Annotated in this window: 15 protein-coding genes; 4 read left to right on the forward strand and 11 right to left on the reverse strand. The window is 69.7% G+C overall.

The genetic code is table 11. From position 1 onward, the window contains the following. Positions 1–12: 12 nt before the first annotated feature. Entirely contained in the window at positions 13–1,071 is a 1,059-nt protein-coding gene (locus AC5RWU_RS02590; protein WP_494028095.1) for a lactonase family protein, read from the forward strand. 33 nt (positions 1,072–1,104) lie between these two features. Here the strand turns inward: AC5RWU_RS02590 and AC5RWU_RS02595 are convergent, their stop codons facing one another. The 9 genes from AC5RWU_RS02595 to AC5RWU_RS02635 form a co-directional block, all read right to left on the reverse strand. After that, positions 1,105–2,826 (reverse strand): dipeptide ABC transporter ATP-binding protein, encoded by a 1,722-nt coding sequence (locus AC5RWU_RS02595; RefSeq protein ID WP_494028094.1) that lies wholly within the window; start codon positions 2,824–2,826, stop codon positions 1,105–1,107. Then, complete coding sequence (locus AC5RWU_RS02600; protein WP_494028093.1) at positions 2,823–3,665, reverse strand: ABC transporter permease; 843 nt, start codon at positions 3,663–3,665, stop codon at positions 2,823–2,825. Before AC5RWU_RS02600 ends, AC5RWU_RS02595 begins: the two co-directional genes overlap by 4 nt. Next, complete coding sequence (locus tag AC5RWU_RS02605) at positions 3,662–4,621, reverse strand: ABC transporter permease (RefSeq protein ID WP_494028092.1); 960 nt, start codon at positions 4,619–4,621, stop codon at positions 3,662–3,664. Before AC5RWU_RS02605 ends, AC5RWU_RS02600 begins: the two co-directional genes overlap by 4 nt. After that, on the reverse strand, positions 4,606–6,255 hold the full coding sequence (locus AC5RWU_RS02610; protein WP_494028091.1) for an ABC transporter substrate-binding protein: 1,650 nt from the start codon (positions 6,253–6,255) through the stop codon (positions 4,606–4,608). The genes AC5RWU_RS02605 and AC5RWU_RS02610 overlap by 16 nt, the downstream gene beginning before the upstream one ends. Positions 6,256–6,370: 115 nt before the next feature. Next, positions 6,371–6,583, reverse strand: coding sequence for a hypothetical protein (locus AC5RWU_RS02615; protein WP_494028090.1), 213 nt, complete (start codon positions 6,581–6,583; stop codon positions 6,371–6,373). Between the two features lie 85 nt (positions 6,584–6,668). After that, a complete protein-coding gene (locus AC5RWU_RS02620; protein ID WP_494028089.1) occupies positions 6,669–8,489 on the reverse strand; it encodes a hypothetical protein in 1,821 nt (606 codons plus the stop codon). Next, entirely contained in the window at positions 8,486–9,643 is a 1,158-nt protein-coding gene (gene zapE / locus AC5RWU_RS02625; RefSeq protein ID WP_494028088.1) for a cell division protein ZapE, read from the reverse strand. Before zapE ends, AC5RWU_RS02620 begins: the two co-directional genes overlap by 4 nt. A 62-nt stretch (positions 9,644–9,705) precedes the next feature. Next, positions 9,706–10,701 carry a magnesium/cobalt transporter CorA gene (corA, locus tag AC5RWU_RS02630; RefSeq protein ID WP_494028087.1) on the reverse strand — a complete coding sequence of 332 codons (996 nt, stop codon included), beginning with the start codon at positions 10,699–10,701 and terminating at the stop codon, positions 9,706–9,708. Positions 10,702–10,783: 82 nt separating this feature from the next. After that, positions 10,784–11,791, reverse strand: coding sequence for a nitronate monooxygenase (locus AC5RWU_RS02635; RefSeq protein ID WP_494028086.1), 1,008 nt, complete (start codon positions 11,789–11,791; stop codon positions 10,784–10,786). 79 nt (positions 11,792–11,870) lie between these two features. On the opposite strand from AC5RWU_RS02635, the gene AC5RWU_RS02640 reads away from it, so the two are divergent. Then, complete coding sequence (locus AC5RWU_RS02640) at positions 11,871–12,506, forward strand: RibD family protein (protein ID WP_494028085.1); 636 nt, start codon at positions 11,871–11,873, stop codon at positions 12,504–12,506. 43 nt (positions 12,507–12,549) lie between these two features. Then, on the forward strand, positions 12,550–13,479 hold the full coding sequence (locus AC5RWU_RS02645; protein WP_494028084.1) for an N-acetylglucosamine kinase: 930 nt from the start codon (positions 12,550–12,552) through the stop codon (positions 13,477–13,479). Here AC5RWU_RS02645 and AC5RWU_RS02650 read toward each other — a convergent pair. Together AC5RWU_RS02650 and AC5RWU_RS02655 are read right to left on the reverse strand one after the other, a co-directional pair. Beyond that, positions 13,387–14,199: an alpha/beta fold hydrolase gene (locus tag AC5RWU_RS02650; RefSeq protein ID WP_494028083.1), complete on the reverse strand. Its 813-nt coding sequence runs from the start codon at positions 14,197–14,199 to the stop codon at positions 13,387–13,389. The two genes, AC5RWU_RS02645 and AC5RWU_RS02650, sit on opposite strands and share 93 nt — an antisense overlap. Next, complete coding sequence (locus AC5RWU_RS02655) at positions 14,196–14,690, reverse strand: MarR family winged helix-turn-helix transcriptional regulator (RefSeq protein ID WP_494028082.1); 495 nt, start codon at positions 14,688–14,690, stop codon at positions 14,196–14,198. Before AC5RWU_RS02655 ends, AC5RWU_RS02650 begins: the two co-directional genes overlap by 4 nt. A 226-nt stretch (positions 14,691–14,916) precedes the next feature. Between AC5RWU_RS02655 and AC5RWU_RS02660 the strand changes: the two genes are divergently transcribed. Then, positions 14,917–16,038, forward strand: a complete 1,122-nt coding sequence (locus AC5RWU_RS02660) for an ABC transporter ATP-binding protein (protein ID WP_494028144.1) — start codon at positions 14,917–14,919, stop codon at positions 16,036–16,038. The last annotated feature ends 1 nt before the right edge of the window (position 16,039 follow it).

The raw sequence follows: 16,039 nt of genomic DNA on the forward strand, positions 1-16,039 counted from the left end.
AGGGTTGCCTCTATGAGCCCAACCGCTGTGTATGTCGCCTGCGCCAAGGCGAAGAGGATCGACGTCTTCCACCTGGACCTGGTCTCCGGGGCGCTGGTTCCGGCCGGTAGCCACCAAGCGGACCACCAGGTCTCCTGCCTGGCGCTGCATCCGGACGGGCGGACCTTGTATGCGGCGCTGAACTCGCAGCCGGCCTCCGTGGCGTCCTTTGCCCTGGGCGCAGGCACAGGTGAACCGGCCCCGGTCGGAGCGGGTGAACTCGCCGCGAACATGGCCTACCTGAGTGTTGACCCGTCGGGCCGGCAGTTGCTGGCCGCGTCCTACCATGACCATCTGGTCACCGTCAGCGGCATCGGCGACGGCGGTGTCGCGGGCGGTGCGCCGACGGCGCAGGAGACACCGGGCCGGCACGCGCACGCCGTCCTTCCGAGCCCGGACGGTGGCTTCGTCTATGCGACGGCCCTTGGCGATGACTGCGTGGTCTGGTGGCCGCTGGATGCAGCCAACGGTACTTTGGGGGGAAGCGGCCGGATCCAGTCCCGACCGGGCAGCGGCCCGCGGCACCTGCGCTTCTCGCCTGCCGGTGATCGGCTCTACGTGCTGCATGAAATGTCCGGCGAGGTCACTGTCTACGGACGTGACAGTGGCACCGGTGCCCTGACCGAGCAGCAGACCGTCTCCTCCATTCCGCCTGAGCTGGACCTGGTGCCGGGCAAGGTCCGCAACGGCACCGGACCTGAGCCTGGGCCGAATGCCATCTGGTGCGCCGAGCTGCGGTTCACCCCCGACGGACGCTTCCTCTACACGACGGAGCGCTCCAGCAGTACGATTTCCATCTTTGCAGTGGACCAGGCGGACGGTTCGCTGACCTTGGGCGGCGGGGTCGGAACGGAGAAGCAGCCCCGCGGCATGAACATCGACCCGACCGGACAGTACCTGCTGGCCGCCGGCGAGGAGTCCGATCGGATCGCGGTGTACCGGATCGGCCACGAGGACGGGGCCCTGCAGCAGCTGGGCAGCTATCCCTGTTCAGCCGGACCGCGCTGGTTCGAGTTCGTCGCGCTGGCCTAACGCACGTGGATTCCGGCTTCTCCCGCTGACACCTCAGTGCCGCAGCCGCGGCGTGGAATCGAGCAGTTGCCGGCTATAGGGATGCCGCGGCGCGGTGAAGAGCTCCTCTGCAGTGGCCTCCTCCACGATCCGTCCGCGCTGCATGACAGCGACTCTGTCGCTCATATGGCGGACGACCCCCAGGTCGTGCGAGATGAACAGATAGCTCAGCGACAGCCGGTCCTGGAGTTCGTCGAGCAGGTCCAGGATCTGGGCCTGCACCGAGACGTCCAGGGCGGACGCGGGTTCGTCGCACACGACGATCCGTGGCCGCGGCGCGAGCGCGCGGGCGATCGCGACGCGCTGGCGCTGGCCGCCGGACAGGGTCCGGGGTCCGCGGTCGGCCAAGGCGGGGGAGAGCCCGACGAGTTCGAGCAGTTCGTCGACTTGCCCGCGCCACTGCCCCGCCCGGATGGTGCGCCCGCCGCTGAGGGCATCGGCGAGCGTCTGCCCCACTGTCAGCCGCGGGTCGAAGGAACTGAGCGGATCCTGGTACACCGCGCCGATCTGAGAGCGGCGGGCCCTGCGCTGCTGCTCCGGAACGCTGCTCCATGGTTCACCGAAAAGCCGCACCTCGCCGTTGTCCGGGGCCTCCAGGCCCAGCACCAGGCGGGCCGTCGTGGTCTTGCCGGACCCGGATTCGCCCACGATCCCCAGAGTCTCGCCGGCGCCGAGCGTGAAGGACACTCCGCCAAGCGCCCGCAGGAACAGCCCGTCCCGGCCCGGCGTGCGGTAGGTCCTGCTCAGGTCCGTGGCTTCCAGAACGACGGCGGAACCACCGGTTGTGCCGGAATCCCCAGCACCTGCCGCGCCGGCTTCGTCCAGCCAGCGTTCGGACAGGCTGAGGGTTCCGGGGGAGAGCCGCGAGCGGCGGGGATGCTCCGCCGGCACGGCCTGCAGCAGCCGCTGCGTGTACGGGTGCCGGGCAGCGCCGAGGACGGTGCGGGTGGGCCCGGCCTCCACGATCCGCCCCTGCGTCATGACGGCGACCTCATCCGCGACCTGGTCGACGACGGCCAGGTCGTGGCTGATCAGCAGCACGGCGGTGCCGCGGCGCTGCAAGGTCTGCAGCAGCTGAAGGATCTGGGCCTGGATGGTGGCATCGAGGGCCGTCGTGGGTTCATCGGCGATCAGCAGCGCGGGCTCCAGCGCCAGCGCGGAGGCGATCAGCGCCCGCTGGCGGAGCCCGCCGGAGAGCTCGCCGGCCCGCTGGCCGGCGCGCAGCTGCGGGTTGTCCATTCCCACGTCGTGCAGCAGTTCCAGCACGCGGGAACGCCGCTCGGCCGGACCAAGCCGGGTGTGCAGGCGCAGGGCGTCGTCGATTTCCCGGCCGATGGTGCGCAGCGGATCCAGCGACACCAGCGCGTCCTGCAGCACGAAACCCACCTGTCGGCCGCGGACGGCCCGCCACTGCCGGGCGGACAGCCCCTGCAGGGAGCGGCCATTGAGCTCAAGCCGGTCGGCGTCGACGGACGCGTTGGCGCCCGCGAGCCCGGCGACGGCGCGGGCGGTGACGCTCTTGCCGGAGCCGGATTCGCCCACCAGCGCCAGGCAGCGGCCGGCCGCCAGCGACAGCGAGACTCCGGACACTACCGGGTCCGCCCGCCCGAAGCGGACGGAAAGGTTCTCCAGCTGCAGCACCGGGGTGCCGGCGTCGTCATCCCTGGGCAGCGTTCCGCCGCTCACCGTTCCGCCGCTCACCGTTCCGCCGCTCACCGTTCCGCCAGCCGGCGCTGCAGCGCCCGCCCCAGCAGGGTGGTGGACGCGGCGGTCAGGACGATGAAGAGGCCGGGGAAGAATGTCATCCACCATGCGGTGGCCAGGTAGGTCCGGCCGGCGGACAGCATGGAGCCCCATTCGGCGGCCGGCGGCGGCGCGCCCAGGCCCAGGAAGCTGAGCGACGACGCCCAGACCACGGCCTGCCCCAGGCCGAGCGTGCCGAGGATGAAGATCGGGGACAGTGCGTTGGGCAGGATGTGCCGCAGCAGCAGCCGCCAGCGCGGCCTGCCCAGCACGACGGCGGCCTCCACCATCGCGGAGCTGCGCACCTGCAGGATTTGGCCGCGGATGATGCGCGCGTAGCCGGGGGCGGTGGACAGGCCCACGGCGACCACGGAGGTCACCACGCCGGGACCGGCCAGGGCGATGAACACCAGCGCCAGCAGCAGGCCGGGCAGCGCGAACATCACCTCCAGGAGCCGGCCGACGCCGAAGTCCAGTCTCCGGCCAGCGAGCCCTGCGACCGTGCCCAGGATGACGGCCAGGCCCAGCCCGATCGCGGTGGCGGCAGCTCCGATCAGCAGCGAGGTGCGGGCGCCGTGGACCACGCGCGCATAGATGTCCCGTCCGGACTCGTCGGTGCCAAACCAGTGCTCGGTTGATGGCGGCTCGAAGGCGTCCCGCGGGTTGATCGCCAGCGGATCCGTGGCGGTCAGCAGGCCGGGGAAAGCCGCGGCCAGGGCCAGGAAAACAACGACGGCGGCAGCCGCCGCTGTCACGAAGCCCACCGCCGGCGGGCGGCGCCGGGAGGCGGATACGGGCAGGATTTCGGTCATGCCGCACGCAGCCTCGGATCGGCGATGCGCTCGGCCAGGTCGCTGAGCGCCATGATGACGACGTAAGCCAGCGCGGAGACCAGTGCCACGCCGGTCACCAGCGGGATGTCGCGCAGCGTGACGGCGTTGAGCAACGTCCGGCCCAGGCCCGGCCGGGCGAAGATGGATTCCACCACCACCGCGCCGCTGACCAGGGAGCCGAAGGCCCAGCCGGACAGCGCGATCCCGGGCAGTGCGGCGTGGCGCAGCGCATGGCGGAAGAGTACGCCGTTCTCCGTTTCGCCGCGGGCCCGGGCGGACAGTGCGAACGGGGACGTCATGGCGTTGAGCATGGATTCCCGCATGACCTGCCCCAGGAAGCCCGCCAGCGGCAGCGCGAGCGTGGCCACCGGCAGCACCAGGCCGGCGGCGGTGCCGGTGCTGACCGGGGGCAGCCAGCCCAGGCTGTTGCTGAAGACCAGGATGAGCAGGCTGGCCAGCCAGAAGTGCGGCACGGCGGCGCCGGCGATTTCCAGGCCGGAGGCCACCAGTGCTGCGGCGCGTCCGCTGAGCGTCGACCAGCCGGCCAGGCCCAGGGCCAGCAGCCAGGCCAGCGCCAGGGCCAGAACGGAGAGCAGCAGGGTACCGGGGAGCTGGTCCGCGATCAGTTCGGAGACAGGCAGCCGCAGCGAATAGGACTGGCCCAGGTCCAGCTGCGCCAGGCGGGCCAGCTGCAGGAAATACTGCACCGCCAGCGGCTGGTCGAGGCCATACTCCGCGCGGACCTGGGCAACAGCTTCCGCGGAGGCCTGCGAGCCGGGTCCGCCGAGGATGGCTTCGGCGGGGTCTCCGGGGATGAGCCGGATGGCGAAGAAAATGAGCGTGGCCACGGCCCAGAGCACGAAGAGCGCACCCAGGGCCTTGGCCGCGAGCCAGCGGGAAGCCGGCCGCAAACGGACTTTTAGCTGCTCAGCCACGCGTCGTGGAACGTCGGGGTGGACACGTGCGGCATGGCCCGCAGGCCCTGCACCTCGGCCCGGTGCAGATAGTGGTTCTGCTGGTCGTACAGCGGCAGGATGTAGAAGCCCTCAAGGATCATCTTCTGTGCCTGCTCGTAGAGCTCCGCGCGCCGGGCCTCGTCGGTAACCCGGCCGGCTTCCTCCAGGATCGCGTCCAGTTGCGGATCCTTCAGCTTGGACAGATTGGCGAAGTACCCGCTGGGCGCCGGAATCGTTCCGGCGGAGTGGTAGAGGATGCGCAGCACGTCCGGTCCCACCTTGGAGTAGGGGGCGCTGACCAGGTCGTATTCGCTCTTGCCGAGTGCGCTGTACCAGCTGGACAGGTCCAGCGGGTGCAGCCTGACCTCGAAGCCGGCTTCCTTGGCCGTGGCCTGGATCTGCTCGAAGAGCGACTGCTCGGCGGGGATCGACTGGTTGGTGCTGACGGGGAAGTCAAGGGTCAGCCGCTGGCCGTCCTTCACCCGGTAGCCCTCGGCGTCGGTCTCCGTCCAGCCGGCCTCATCCAGCAGCCGCTTGGCCGCTTCCGGGTCATAAGTGAAAAGCTCCGGGTCGGAATAGCCCAGGGCCTCGATGCTGGACAGCGGCGAGTGGGACCGCGGTGCGGTACCGAAGAACAGGCCGTCGATGGCCGAATCCACATCGGCGGAACGGATGAAGGCCTCGCGGACCAGCGGATCGTCGAACGGCGCCTGGCCGGAGTTCAGCTCGATCCGGTTGGAGGCACCCGGGCGGGGAGCGTTCAGCTCCACCAGCGAGCCGTTCTGCTCGGCCGCCGCGAGGGTATCCGGCTGGGCGTTGTCGATCACGTCGACCTCCCCGGCCTGCAGCGCGGCATACCTGGAAGCGGATTCGGGGATGAAGCGCCACGTGATGGAGTCCAGGTAGGCCGGTCCCTGGTGTGCGGCGTCGGCGGGCGGGGAGTTGTAGTCCTCGTTCCGGGTGAAGGTGATCGCATCCTGCTTTACCCAGGACTCGACCTTGAACGGGCCGGTCCCCACCGGCGCGGCACAGTTCTCCGCGGCGGGCCGCTGCAGCGCGGCGGGGGACTGGATGGCCAGCCACGGCTGGGTGAGGGATTCCAGCAGGGCGCTGTCGGGCTGGTTCAGGTTGAACAGGATCGTGTGGTCGTCCACGATTTCGGTGCCGGTCACCTTGGCCAGGGCCAGGAAGCCGGTGGAGGACGCGGTGGCCGGGTCCTGCAGGTGCTCGATGTTGGCCTGCACCGCCTCCGCGTTCAGCGGGGTGCCGTCGGTAAAGCTGACATCCTCACGCAGCGTGAAAGTCCAGTTCAGCCCGTCCTCGCTCTCCTCCCACCCGGTGGCCAGCCAGGGAATGATCCGGCCTTCCGCGTCCCGGGAAACCAGCTGCTCCAGGAACTGGGTGGCCGCGAGCGCCTGCGGGTAATTGCCGCCCACGTGCGGATCCAGGCAGGTCGGTTCCGCGTCGCCGGAGGCGTACACCAAGTGGCCGCCCGAGACCGGCTCGGTAGCTTCGGGCTCCTGGCCGGGACTGCAGGCCGTGGCCAAAAGTACGACGGCGGCCGCTGCCGCCGTGGAAATGGTTACGCGGGAGGAGGGCCGGGCGTGCGGCATTGGGGGTACCACCTGTGTGCGGTCGGGAAACAAGCTCCCATAGACTCTATACCGCGCGGACTCCAATACCCGCACCGGGTTGTGTGCCGGGACGGTGCCCGGATTATCCCGGCGGCTAGCCCTCCCGGCGCCAGATGCTGTATTCGTCCAGGTGAAGCAGCTTCCGGGACCCCAGCAGGTCTTCGCTGATCCAGACGACTCCCAGGCCTGGAGCGGTGTCGATCACCATTCCGCGGTAATGTACAACGTCGTGCTGCCGGGCTTCGATTTCGTCGCCGCGGTTCAGCTGGGTGAGATCCTGGACCAGGGTGTGCGCATTCAATGCCATGAGGCCGCTCCGTAGGTAAGGCGTATCGGTTGCTGCCTCCGATCATTCGGAATCCACCTTGAGGTTTTCCTGAGCCGGCACTGCCCTAGCCGGTGTCCGCCCCGCCTGCGCCGTCGTCGTTCCGGTGGTCCAGTTCGTTGGCGGCGGCGCGCGCCGCCTCGGCCTCCGCCGCCCTGCCGAGGGTGTCCAGTGCGGCTGCCAGCTCCAGGTTCACGGCAATGCCCAGCGCCTGCTGGTCCCCGGTGTGGTCCAGGGCGTTGCGGAAGATGGGCACGGCATCCCGGGCGCGGTCCAGGCCGGTGAGCACACGGGCGGCGAACAGTTCGGCGTTTCCCGCGGCGGGGACGTCACCGGCTGCGGCGTACAGATCCGCCGCGTTCAGGGCCGCAGTCACCGCCTGCTCCCCATGACCCAGGACCCACAGGCCGCGCGCCCGGCTGTCAGTGAAGTCCGCCGCGAACCAGGCGGCGCCGTAACTGCGGGCCAGGTCGATGGCCTCGTCCAGCCGGTCGAGGCCTTCGGGGTCGCCCGCCTCGCAGAGGGCATAGCCGAGGGTATGCAGGGATTCGGGCAGCGCCGCGGGATTGTCCTGAGCTTTTCGGGCGGTATCGACGGCGGCCCGGAAGGCGGCAATGGCTTCCTGCTGCCGGCCGTCCTCGGCCAGCAGGGTGCCGATGGCCAGCAGCATCCGGGCGGATTCGGAATGCGCCCCGGCGCTGCGGAAGAGGCGGTTAGCTTCCTGCCAGGCATGCAGGGCGGCGGCATGGTCCTCACTGTGGCGGTGGGCACGGCCCAGACTGGCCAAGGTATCGGCCAGCTCGAGCCCGTTCGTGCCCGAGCGGCGCTGCAGCAGCAGTACTTCGGCCAGCACTTGGGCCGCAGCGCCGTACTCTTCAGCCTCGAGCAGGGCTTTGCCCAGATTGAGCTTCAGCGGCGCCAGCACCGGGTGTTCGCCGCGCTCGGCCTGGTCGACGGCGATCCGCAGGGCCGCGGCGGCATCCGCATGGCGGCCGGCCCCGACCAGCAGCTGTGCCATCAGGGTGCCGGCGGCGATGGCACCGGTCCGGATGCCGGTGGCCAGGTAGAGTTCCAGCGCGTCCAGGGCATCGGCACCGGCCGCTTCGGACCGTGAGGGGGTGCCGAGGCCGAGCTTGGCCCGCTGCAGCAGGACGGAGGCCCGCAGCGCCCGGTTGAGGTCCATGGCCAGCAGCTGGCCGCTGATGTCCAGCGCCTCCTCTTCGCGGTCCAGCTCCACCAGGCAGTGGGCCAGGTACATCAGGGAACCGGCGACGCCGTCGGCATGGTTGGACGCCCGGTACAGCTGCACCGCGCGCTGCAGCAGGGGGAGCGCCTCCGCGCTGCGGCCTGCTTCCTCATGGACGACGGCGATCGCGGAACACACATCCGCGGTGATGGCGTTGCGGTGTTCCGTTCCGTCCCGGTGCCCCATGGCGTCCAGCCGCTCCAGCTCGGCGGTCAGCCGCGGCAGTTCGGCCTCGGTAGCTTCGCGGAAGAGCAGCAGGCCCAGGCGGGATTCGACGTCGGCCTGCAGATCCATGCCGGCCGCGCGCAGCAATTCCAGCCGGCGGCGCAGGCTGTCCAGCGCGGCGTCTTCCGCGCCGGCGTTGGCCTGGACGGCAATCAGGATGCCGAGCAGGCGGACCTGCATCCCGACGTCGTTCCCGGCGGCGGCAATGCCGAGTTCGGCATTCCGGATGGCGCCCCGGGGGTCTTCGGCGAAGGAACGCTCGTAGGCGCGGTCCAGGAACCAGCGGGCGGACCTTATTTCGTTGCGCCCGCTGCTGCCGGTGCCGCCGATGTCCGTGGCGCCGTCGGAATCCGCCGTGGTGCTCCCGCTGGCGGCCAGCAGCCGCCGGAGCCGTTCGCCGGCCTCGCGCATGCTCACCGCGCCGCTTCCCGGCACGCAGGGAACACCGGTTCCGACCGGTGGGCCAGCAGCGACAGCCGACTGACGATGCGCGCCACATCGATGGGATGGGCAATTCCCGGATGGGCAATGTCCAGGGGGGCCGAGCTGACCAGGTCCAGGCGGCGGTCCTCGTCATAAAGCACATCCACAAGGTTGCTGAAGCGCTGCCAGCCGTCTGCGCCGGCTTCGTCCAGCGGCGGAACATCGCTGATAATCCAGTGGTCGAAGGCCTCGGCCAAGGCCAGGTAGTCCTGCGTTGCCGAGGGCTGTTCGCAGAGATCCGCGAAATTGAACCACAGCTGCCGGCCCTGCGCCCGGAGCGCGGTGAGCGCGTGCGTTGTCGGCTGCAGCCGGGTTCGTTCGGCCGGTTCCGGAGCCAGGAGTCCGACGGCGGCCAGCTGGGCAGCGGTGCCGGGCACCAGGAAGCTGCCGGCGGCAAATCCCCGTGCGCCGTCCACATGCTCCGGCCGACCCGGCACGGTCCGGTAGTCGACCGGGCCGGCCACGGGGACCAGCTGCATCTCCTGCTCGATCAAACTGATGGTAGGCAGGAAAATATCGTGGTACAGCGGGTTGGGCAGCAGCTGGTGCGGTGCGTAGTTCGACGTGCAGACCAGCGTTATTCCGCGGGCGAAGACCTCTTTGAGGAGCCTGCTGGCAAACATCGCGTCACCCACGTCCTGGACGTGGAATTCGTCGAAGCACAGCAGCCGGGAGTTACCGAGCAGGTCCGTCAGCGCCTGGTCGAAGGCGCTGGACATGCTGCTGTTGCCGGTATCGGCCGCGTGGGTGCGGGCATGGAGCTCGCGGAAGAAATCGTGGAAGTGCAGGCGGCGCTTGCGGTCGATCGGAACGGCCTGGTGGAAGACATTCATCAGCCAGCTCTTGCCCCGCCCCGGGGGACCCCAGAGATACAGGTGGGCAGCCGGGTGGCCTGCGGAGACGCCCGCGGCGACACCCGTCGAGATGGCGGCCCCCAGTGCGGCCAGCCGGTCGAGCGCCTCCAGCTGCTGCTGGTCCGGCTCGATGCCCTCCGCCGAGGCAGCGGCGAGCATACCGTCCCGCAGCGACGCCGCAGCGGCGGCGCGTCCGATGCGGAACCGGAGCCGTGACCGTGGTGAGCTGCCCATTTGACAGTTCTACCGGCGTCGTACGTACCAAGGCAAACAGGGCGGGGCAGGCACGCCGCGGCTCACAGCCACCGTTTCCATTTGAAGATGGCATACAGGCCGCCGGTCATGGCCAGCATGAGTGCGATCGCCATCGGATAGCCGAAGGTCCAGTGAAGTTCCGGCATGTGGTCGAAGTTCATTCCGTAGATGGCCCCGACGACCGTGGGGGCGAAGAGGATGGCCGCCCAGGAGGAGATCCGCTTCATCTGTTCGTTCTGGGCCACGCTGGTTTCGTTGAGCCGCGCCGCCGTCAGCGTGCTGTCCACGGTCAGGGCGTTCTGCAGTGTATTGCGGAAGGTGTCGGCGCGGGCGATGACCCGCTGGACATGGTCATCCACGTCCCGCAGGTAGTGCCGCAGCTCCATCTTCACCTCATGCTTGTCGAAGCCGCGGGAGAGGGACTCGATCATCCCGGAGAGCGGCTCGACCGCACGCTGGAACTCGACCACTTCCCGCAGCAGCTGGTAGATCCGGTGGGAGACGTCCGTGGCGCCGGAGAAGAGCTGGTCCTCGATCTCGTCAATATCGTTTTCCAGTCCCGCCACCACCGGGGCGTAGTCGTCGACCACCTGGTCCATCAGCGCGTACAGGACTGCCTCCGGGCCCAGCCGCAGCAGTTCCGGAGCCGCCTCGAGCCGGTCCCGCACGTGAGCGACGCCGCCGGTTTCCGCATGGCGGATAGTAATGACGAAGTCCGGCCCGGTGAAGACATGCAGTTCGCCGATCTCGACCACTTCGTCCCGGTCGATGTACCGGGCCGGGCGCAGCACCGTGAAGAGGTGGTCGGCGTAGCGTTCCAGCTTGGGCCGCTGGTGCGCGGAAATGGTGTCCTCGATCGCCAGCGCATGCAGGCCGAACTCCTTAGCTACGGAGGCGACCTCCTCGGGCGAGGGACGGTACATCCCGATCCAGGCCATGCCGCCGCGGTCCTGGAGCGTCTTGTAGGTCTGGTCCAGGCTGGCAGGATCGGCCGTGCGGAGGCCGTTGACGTAGATGGCATTGCGGATGATGCTCACCGGACCATTATGTGCATGCCGGGAGGCTGCAGCGTCTGTCTGCTGCCGCGCCTGTGCGCTGTAGCGGGCCGCCGCGGCTGCTTCAGTCAAGCTGGCCGAGCAGGTCCGTGACGACCTCGGCTGCCCCGGTTTCGCGCGCCTGGCGGAAACCGGTGCCGGCCCAGAGATTGACGCCGTCGGCATCGCCGGCGGCTACGGCGGCCTTCCGGATGGTGGAGGTCAGCTGCTGGACAGCGGGATAGCCGTGCGGGGCATCGGCGTGTTCGCGCATGAACCGGTTGGCGAGTCCGCGGGCGGGCCGGCCGCTGAAGGCGCGGGTCACCGCAGTCTCCGTGAACCGGCCGGACGCCAGGGCGGCCTTGTGCAGCGGGCTGGCGCCGCTCTCCTCGGTGCGCAGGAACAGCGTGCCCAGCTGGACTGCGGCCGCTCCCGCTGCGAGGGCGTTCCGGGCTGCTGTCCTGTCCGCGATGCCGCCGGCGGCGATCAGGGGAAGGGCACAGGTCCGGCTGATGATCCGGATGAGCTCCGCGGCGTCGGCGGCGGCTTCGGGGCGGGGGTCCCGCGGGGTGAAGGTGCCGCTGTGCCCGCCGGCGTGGGGGTGCTGGACCACCAAGGCATCCACGCTGGCCTCGGCAGCCTGGGCCGCTTCCGCCCCGTTGGTGACCGTGGCCACTACCACCGTGCCGCGCTTCCGCAGGGCCGCGACGGTGTCCGTGGGCGGAAGGCCGAAGGTGAAGCTGGCGAAGGGAACGGGGTCGGTTAGCAGGAGCTCAAGCTTGTCCTGCCAGGCATCGTCGTCCGGGTGGACGGCGGGAATATCGACCCCATAGCGGCGGGCATCCGCCTGCAGCTGGCCGCGGTACCGCTGCAGCTCCGACTCATCCGGCTGCCCGTGGTTGGGCACGAACAGGTTCACGCCGAACCCGGTGCCGGCGGCGCGGACCGAGCCGATCTGGCCGCGCAGCTGCTCCGGGGTCTTTAGGCCCCCGGCCAGGAATCCCAGCCCGCCGGCCCGGCCCACCGCCAGCACGAGCTCCGGGGTTGTGGGGCCGCCGGCCATTGGCGCGGATATGATGCGGGACGGGAACATGGATCCTCCGTGGTTGTGGTCAAGCTGGTTCAGGCGGGACGGCTTCCGTAGCTTTCGCCTCGATTCTAGAATCTGGACTATGCCAGCGGGCATTCCCAACCGGCAGCAGCGTCCGTACGTGGTAGCCCACGTGGCGGTGTCCGTCGACGGGGCGACAACGGGATTCGTTCCGGACGGGGCACAGTTCTACCGGCTCATCAGCGCCTGGCATGAAGATGCCACCCTCGCCGGCGCGGAGACGATCCTGGCCCAGGAACCGGCACTGACTGTGGCTCCGCGCCCCGGACCTGCGGGGGACGGTCCGCTGCTCGCCGTCGTCGACGGACGGGGCCGGGTGCGCCAGTGGGAGGCGCTGCGCGACGTCGGCCACTGGCGGGATGTCCTGGCGCTGCACTCGGCGGCGACGCCGCCGCGCCCGCCCGGCCGCGCTGTGGCTGAACTGGTAGCCGGCGAAAGCCGCGTGGACCTGGCTGCCGTCCTGGAGTTCCTGGGCCGGTGCCACGGTGTCCACGTGGTCCGCGTGGAAAGCGGCGGTGCCCTGATCGAAGCGTTGCTGGCCGCCGGGTTGCTCGATGAAGTCAGCCTGCTCATCCACCCCTGCCTGGTCGGTGTCCATGGTCTGCGGCTCTGGCGTAGAGCTGTGCCCGCCGCCCTCACGCTTGCCTCCAGCGAGACGCTGGACGGCGGTCTGGTCTGGCTGCGGTATCGCCTGTAGACAGCGGCGGCTCCAAGGCTTCCGCAGTGGGTACGCTGGGCGCATGGAAACGACGCCGGCCGTCCGGGACACAGGTGGGCACGAGCTGGTCGGGCTGGACATTGGCGGCACCAAGACCCACGGCATCAGGTTCCGCAGCGGGCGGCCGGTCACGGAAGCGAAGGCCGGCAGCGCCAACGTCCAGAACGTGACGGTAGCTCAGGCACGCGAGGCGCTCGCCGACCTTTTCGCCGCATTGGGTCCGGAACCGGTGGACCGGGTGATTGCCGGTGCCGGTGGCGTTGATACGCCCGAGGATGCCCGGCGGCTCGCCGCGCTGATCGCGCCGCACGCACCCGGCGCGCGGATCGACGTCGTCCATGACACCCGGCTGATCCTGGCCGCCGGGGGAGCCCGGACCGGCATCGCGGTCATCGCCGGCACGGGCACGGTCGCCTGGGGAATGAACGACGCCGGTGCCCAGGCCCGCGCGGGCGGCTGGGGCTACCTGCTGGGGGACGAGGGCAGCGGCTATTGGATCGGACGCGAGGCCGTCCGCCATGCGCTCCGCCAGTTCAATCAGGGCAACGATCCGGACCGGCTCACGGTGTCCCTGCTGCGGGACTGCGGGCTGGATGAGCCGGGACAACTGATCGGGCTGTTCCACGGTGGAACCGGGCGCGGCTACTGGGCGGCGAAGGCGCAGTTGGTCTATGCAGCTGCCGCGGACGGCCATCGACCGAGCCTGGCGGTCCTCGACGCCGCCGCTATCCACCTGTGCGCGCTGGCCGAGCAGGTGGCGGACCAGCTGGACCTGGAAGGCCCGGTGGTCGTGGGCGGCGGCATGGCCGCCAATCCGCTGCTCCAGGACCGGATGCTGGCGCTGCTGTCCGGTGCGGGGCTAGCGGACATCCGCTTTCTGACCAGGGATCCCGTCCACGGCGTCGTTCAGCTCGCCGCTGACCCGTCCTTCGGCCAGCCAGACGCGCAGTGACCGGTTGAACAGCCCGCTGTCCTCGGCACTCCACTGATGGTGCATGCCCGGGGCCACTGCCACCTTTGCTCCGGGAATGTGCCGGGCCGCCATGGGCAGCGAAGCCTTGACGATTTTTGCGTCCTTGCCGCCGGCCACGTAGAGCACCGGGGTGCTGATGGCTGCCAGGACATCGACCGGGAAACCGGCATAGACCTCCGGGAAGATCCGTTCGCGGTTGTCCTTGGTGACCCCGAGGGCCGTCTCGGTGAACAGCTCCAGGTCCTGGCCGGTCATGCCGTATCCGCGGCCGGCGACATTCCAGAACCACCGGTAGTCCCACGCCTTCAGCTGGATCTGCAGGAGCAGCTTCGTCAGCGGTCCGGCCTTGGCCAGCGGGCCGCCGGCCAGGAAAGCTGAACGGACCTCATGCGGATGCCGCGCCGCCAGGTGCGCGCCGAGCACGGCGCCCAGCGACAGCCCGACAACGTGGGCCCGGCCGCCGTGCGCCTGCCCGCGGATCAGGTCCGCGACCTGGTCCGCGACGGCCGCCATGTTCTCCCACCTTTGCGCCCGCCCGGCACCGTAGCCGGGCAGGTCAAGGGCCAGGCAGTGATAGTCCGCCAGATCCGTGATCTGCGGTTCCCACATCCAGCCAGCCACATTCCCGCCGTGCAGGAAGACGACCGTCTGGGCGGCCTCCGGATGGAATTCCTGGTAATTGATGGGTGAGCCGTTCATCGATGCGGTCCTTCCGGGTTGTTCCCGCGGTTCCAGGAGACGGGTATGGGCTGCTGGCCTTGCTGCTTCGCCAGGACTGCCAGGGAATTGTGGATGAGGCGGTCAAGCTGCGCGGCCAGCGCCGCTTCGTCAACGCCTTCATCCACCTGGGCAAGATCCCGGTCCAGGCCCTGCCAGGCAGCATCGACCAGCCTTTCCCCTTCGGGGGTGAGGCTGACCAGGTTCGCCCGCGGATCCGCCGGACTGGGTTCCACCCGGAGGAGGTCCCGTTCCCGCAGCGCCCCAACCCGCTGGGTGATCGACGCCCGGCTGACATCCAGGGCGGTGGCGATCGACTGCTGGTCCGTTGGCCCCAGAACCTTGACCATGAGCAGCACCAGATAGGGAGCGAAGCGGATCCCGTGGACGCTCTGCAGGTAGTTGTCCGCCACACGGTCGATCAGCGCCGTTGCCTGATGGAGTTTGAAGGACGTGAACTGGGTGATTTCCATATTGTTAAGCACTTAACAATAGATGTTGCCTGGGCGTCAAGACCCGGGCTTGAATAGGTCCCGCTGGGCCCGAGAAGAACCGGGAGCATCCCGCTTTCTGGACGGGCAAAGTCCGGGTGCAATACGTTGGTACCTACGGCCACGGGACGGAAGGCGAGCCTTGACACCAGTAACTTCTACTGCAGGGCAGGAGAGCCGGCGGACTGACGGCGGGGCCGGCGGCCCCATGATCCAATTCCGGGGCGTTACCAAGAGCTACGCCGGCGGCGCTCCCGCTGTCGACAACCTGAACCTGGACATCGCACGGGGCGCCATCACGGTTTTCGTCGGACCCTCGGGCTGCGGCAAGACGACCTCACTGCGGATGATCAACCGGATGGTCGAGCCGACGTCCGGCACCGTCCTGGTCGACGGGCAGGATGTCGCCGGGCAGAAAGCGGCCAGGCTGCGCCGCTCCATGGGCTACGTGATGCAGTCCTCCGGGCTGCTGCCGCACCGGACCGTGCTGGACAATATCGCCACGGTACCGAGGCTCAACGGTGAGGGGCGCAGTTCCGCTCGGCGACGCGCCGCGGAGCTGCTCGACGTCGTCGGGCTGGCCGGGGATCTGGGCAAACGGTATCCGGCGCAGCTGTCGGGCGGCCAGCAGCAGCGGGTCGGTGTGGCCCGCGCCCTGGCCGCCGATCCGCCCATCCTGCTGATGGACGAACCCTTCAGCGCCGTCGATCCCGTAGTCCGGGCGGAACTGCAGGCAGAGCTGCTCCGGCTGCAGCGGGACCTGGCCAAGACGATCGTGTTCGTCACCCATGACATCGACGAGGCCACGGTCCTCGGCGACAGCGTCGCGGTGTTCGCAGCGGGCGGCAGGCTGGCGCAGTATGCGGCGCCGGAGGAAATCCTGCGTGCGCCCGTGGATGACTTCGTAGCCGGTTTCGTGGGGCGGGATCGTGGCTTCCGGCATCTGTCCTTCCAAGACGGGCAGGCGGTCCGGCTGCATCCGGTGCCGACCGCAACGCTGGAGGGGCTGGCAGCCGGTACAGCCGCCGGGTCGACCGGTTCCGGACCGACAGCCGCCTGGACCGTGGCAGTGGACGGGGACAACCGCCCCCAGGGCTGGATTCCGCCGGCCGGCGGGGCAGCCGGACCTGCTGCCGACCGGATCGTGCCCGGCGGATCCCTGTACCGCAGCGGGGAGAGCCTGCGCCGGGCACTGGATGCGACGCTTTCCTCGCCCTCGGGGCTGGGAGTGGCGGTCGACGACGGCGGCCGGCTGGCCGGCGTCGTCCGTCCCGCCGAGGTGCTGGAACTGATCGAGCAGTCGCGCCGGCGCAGGAACGGCGAAGCCTGAG

The sequence above is a fragment of the Arthrobacter sp. B0427-1-12 genome (genome assembly GCF_059092905.1).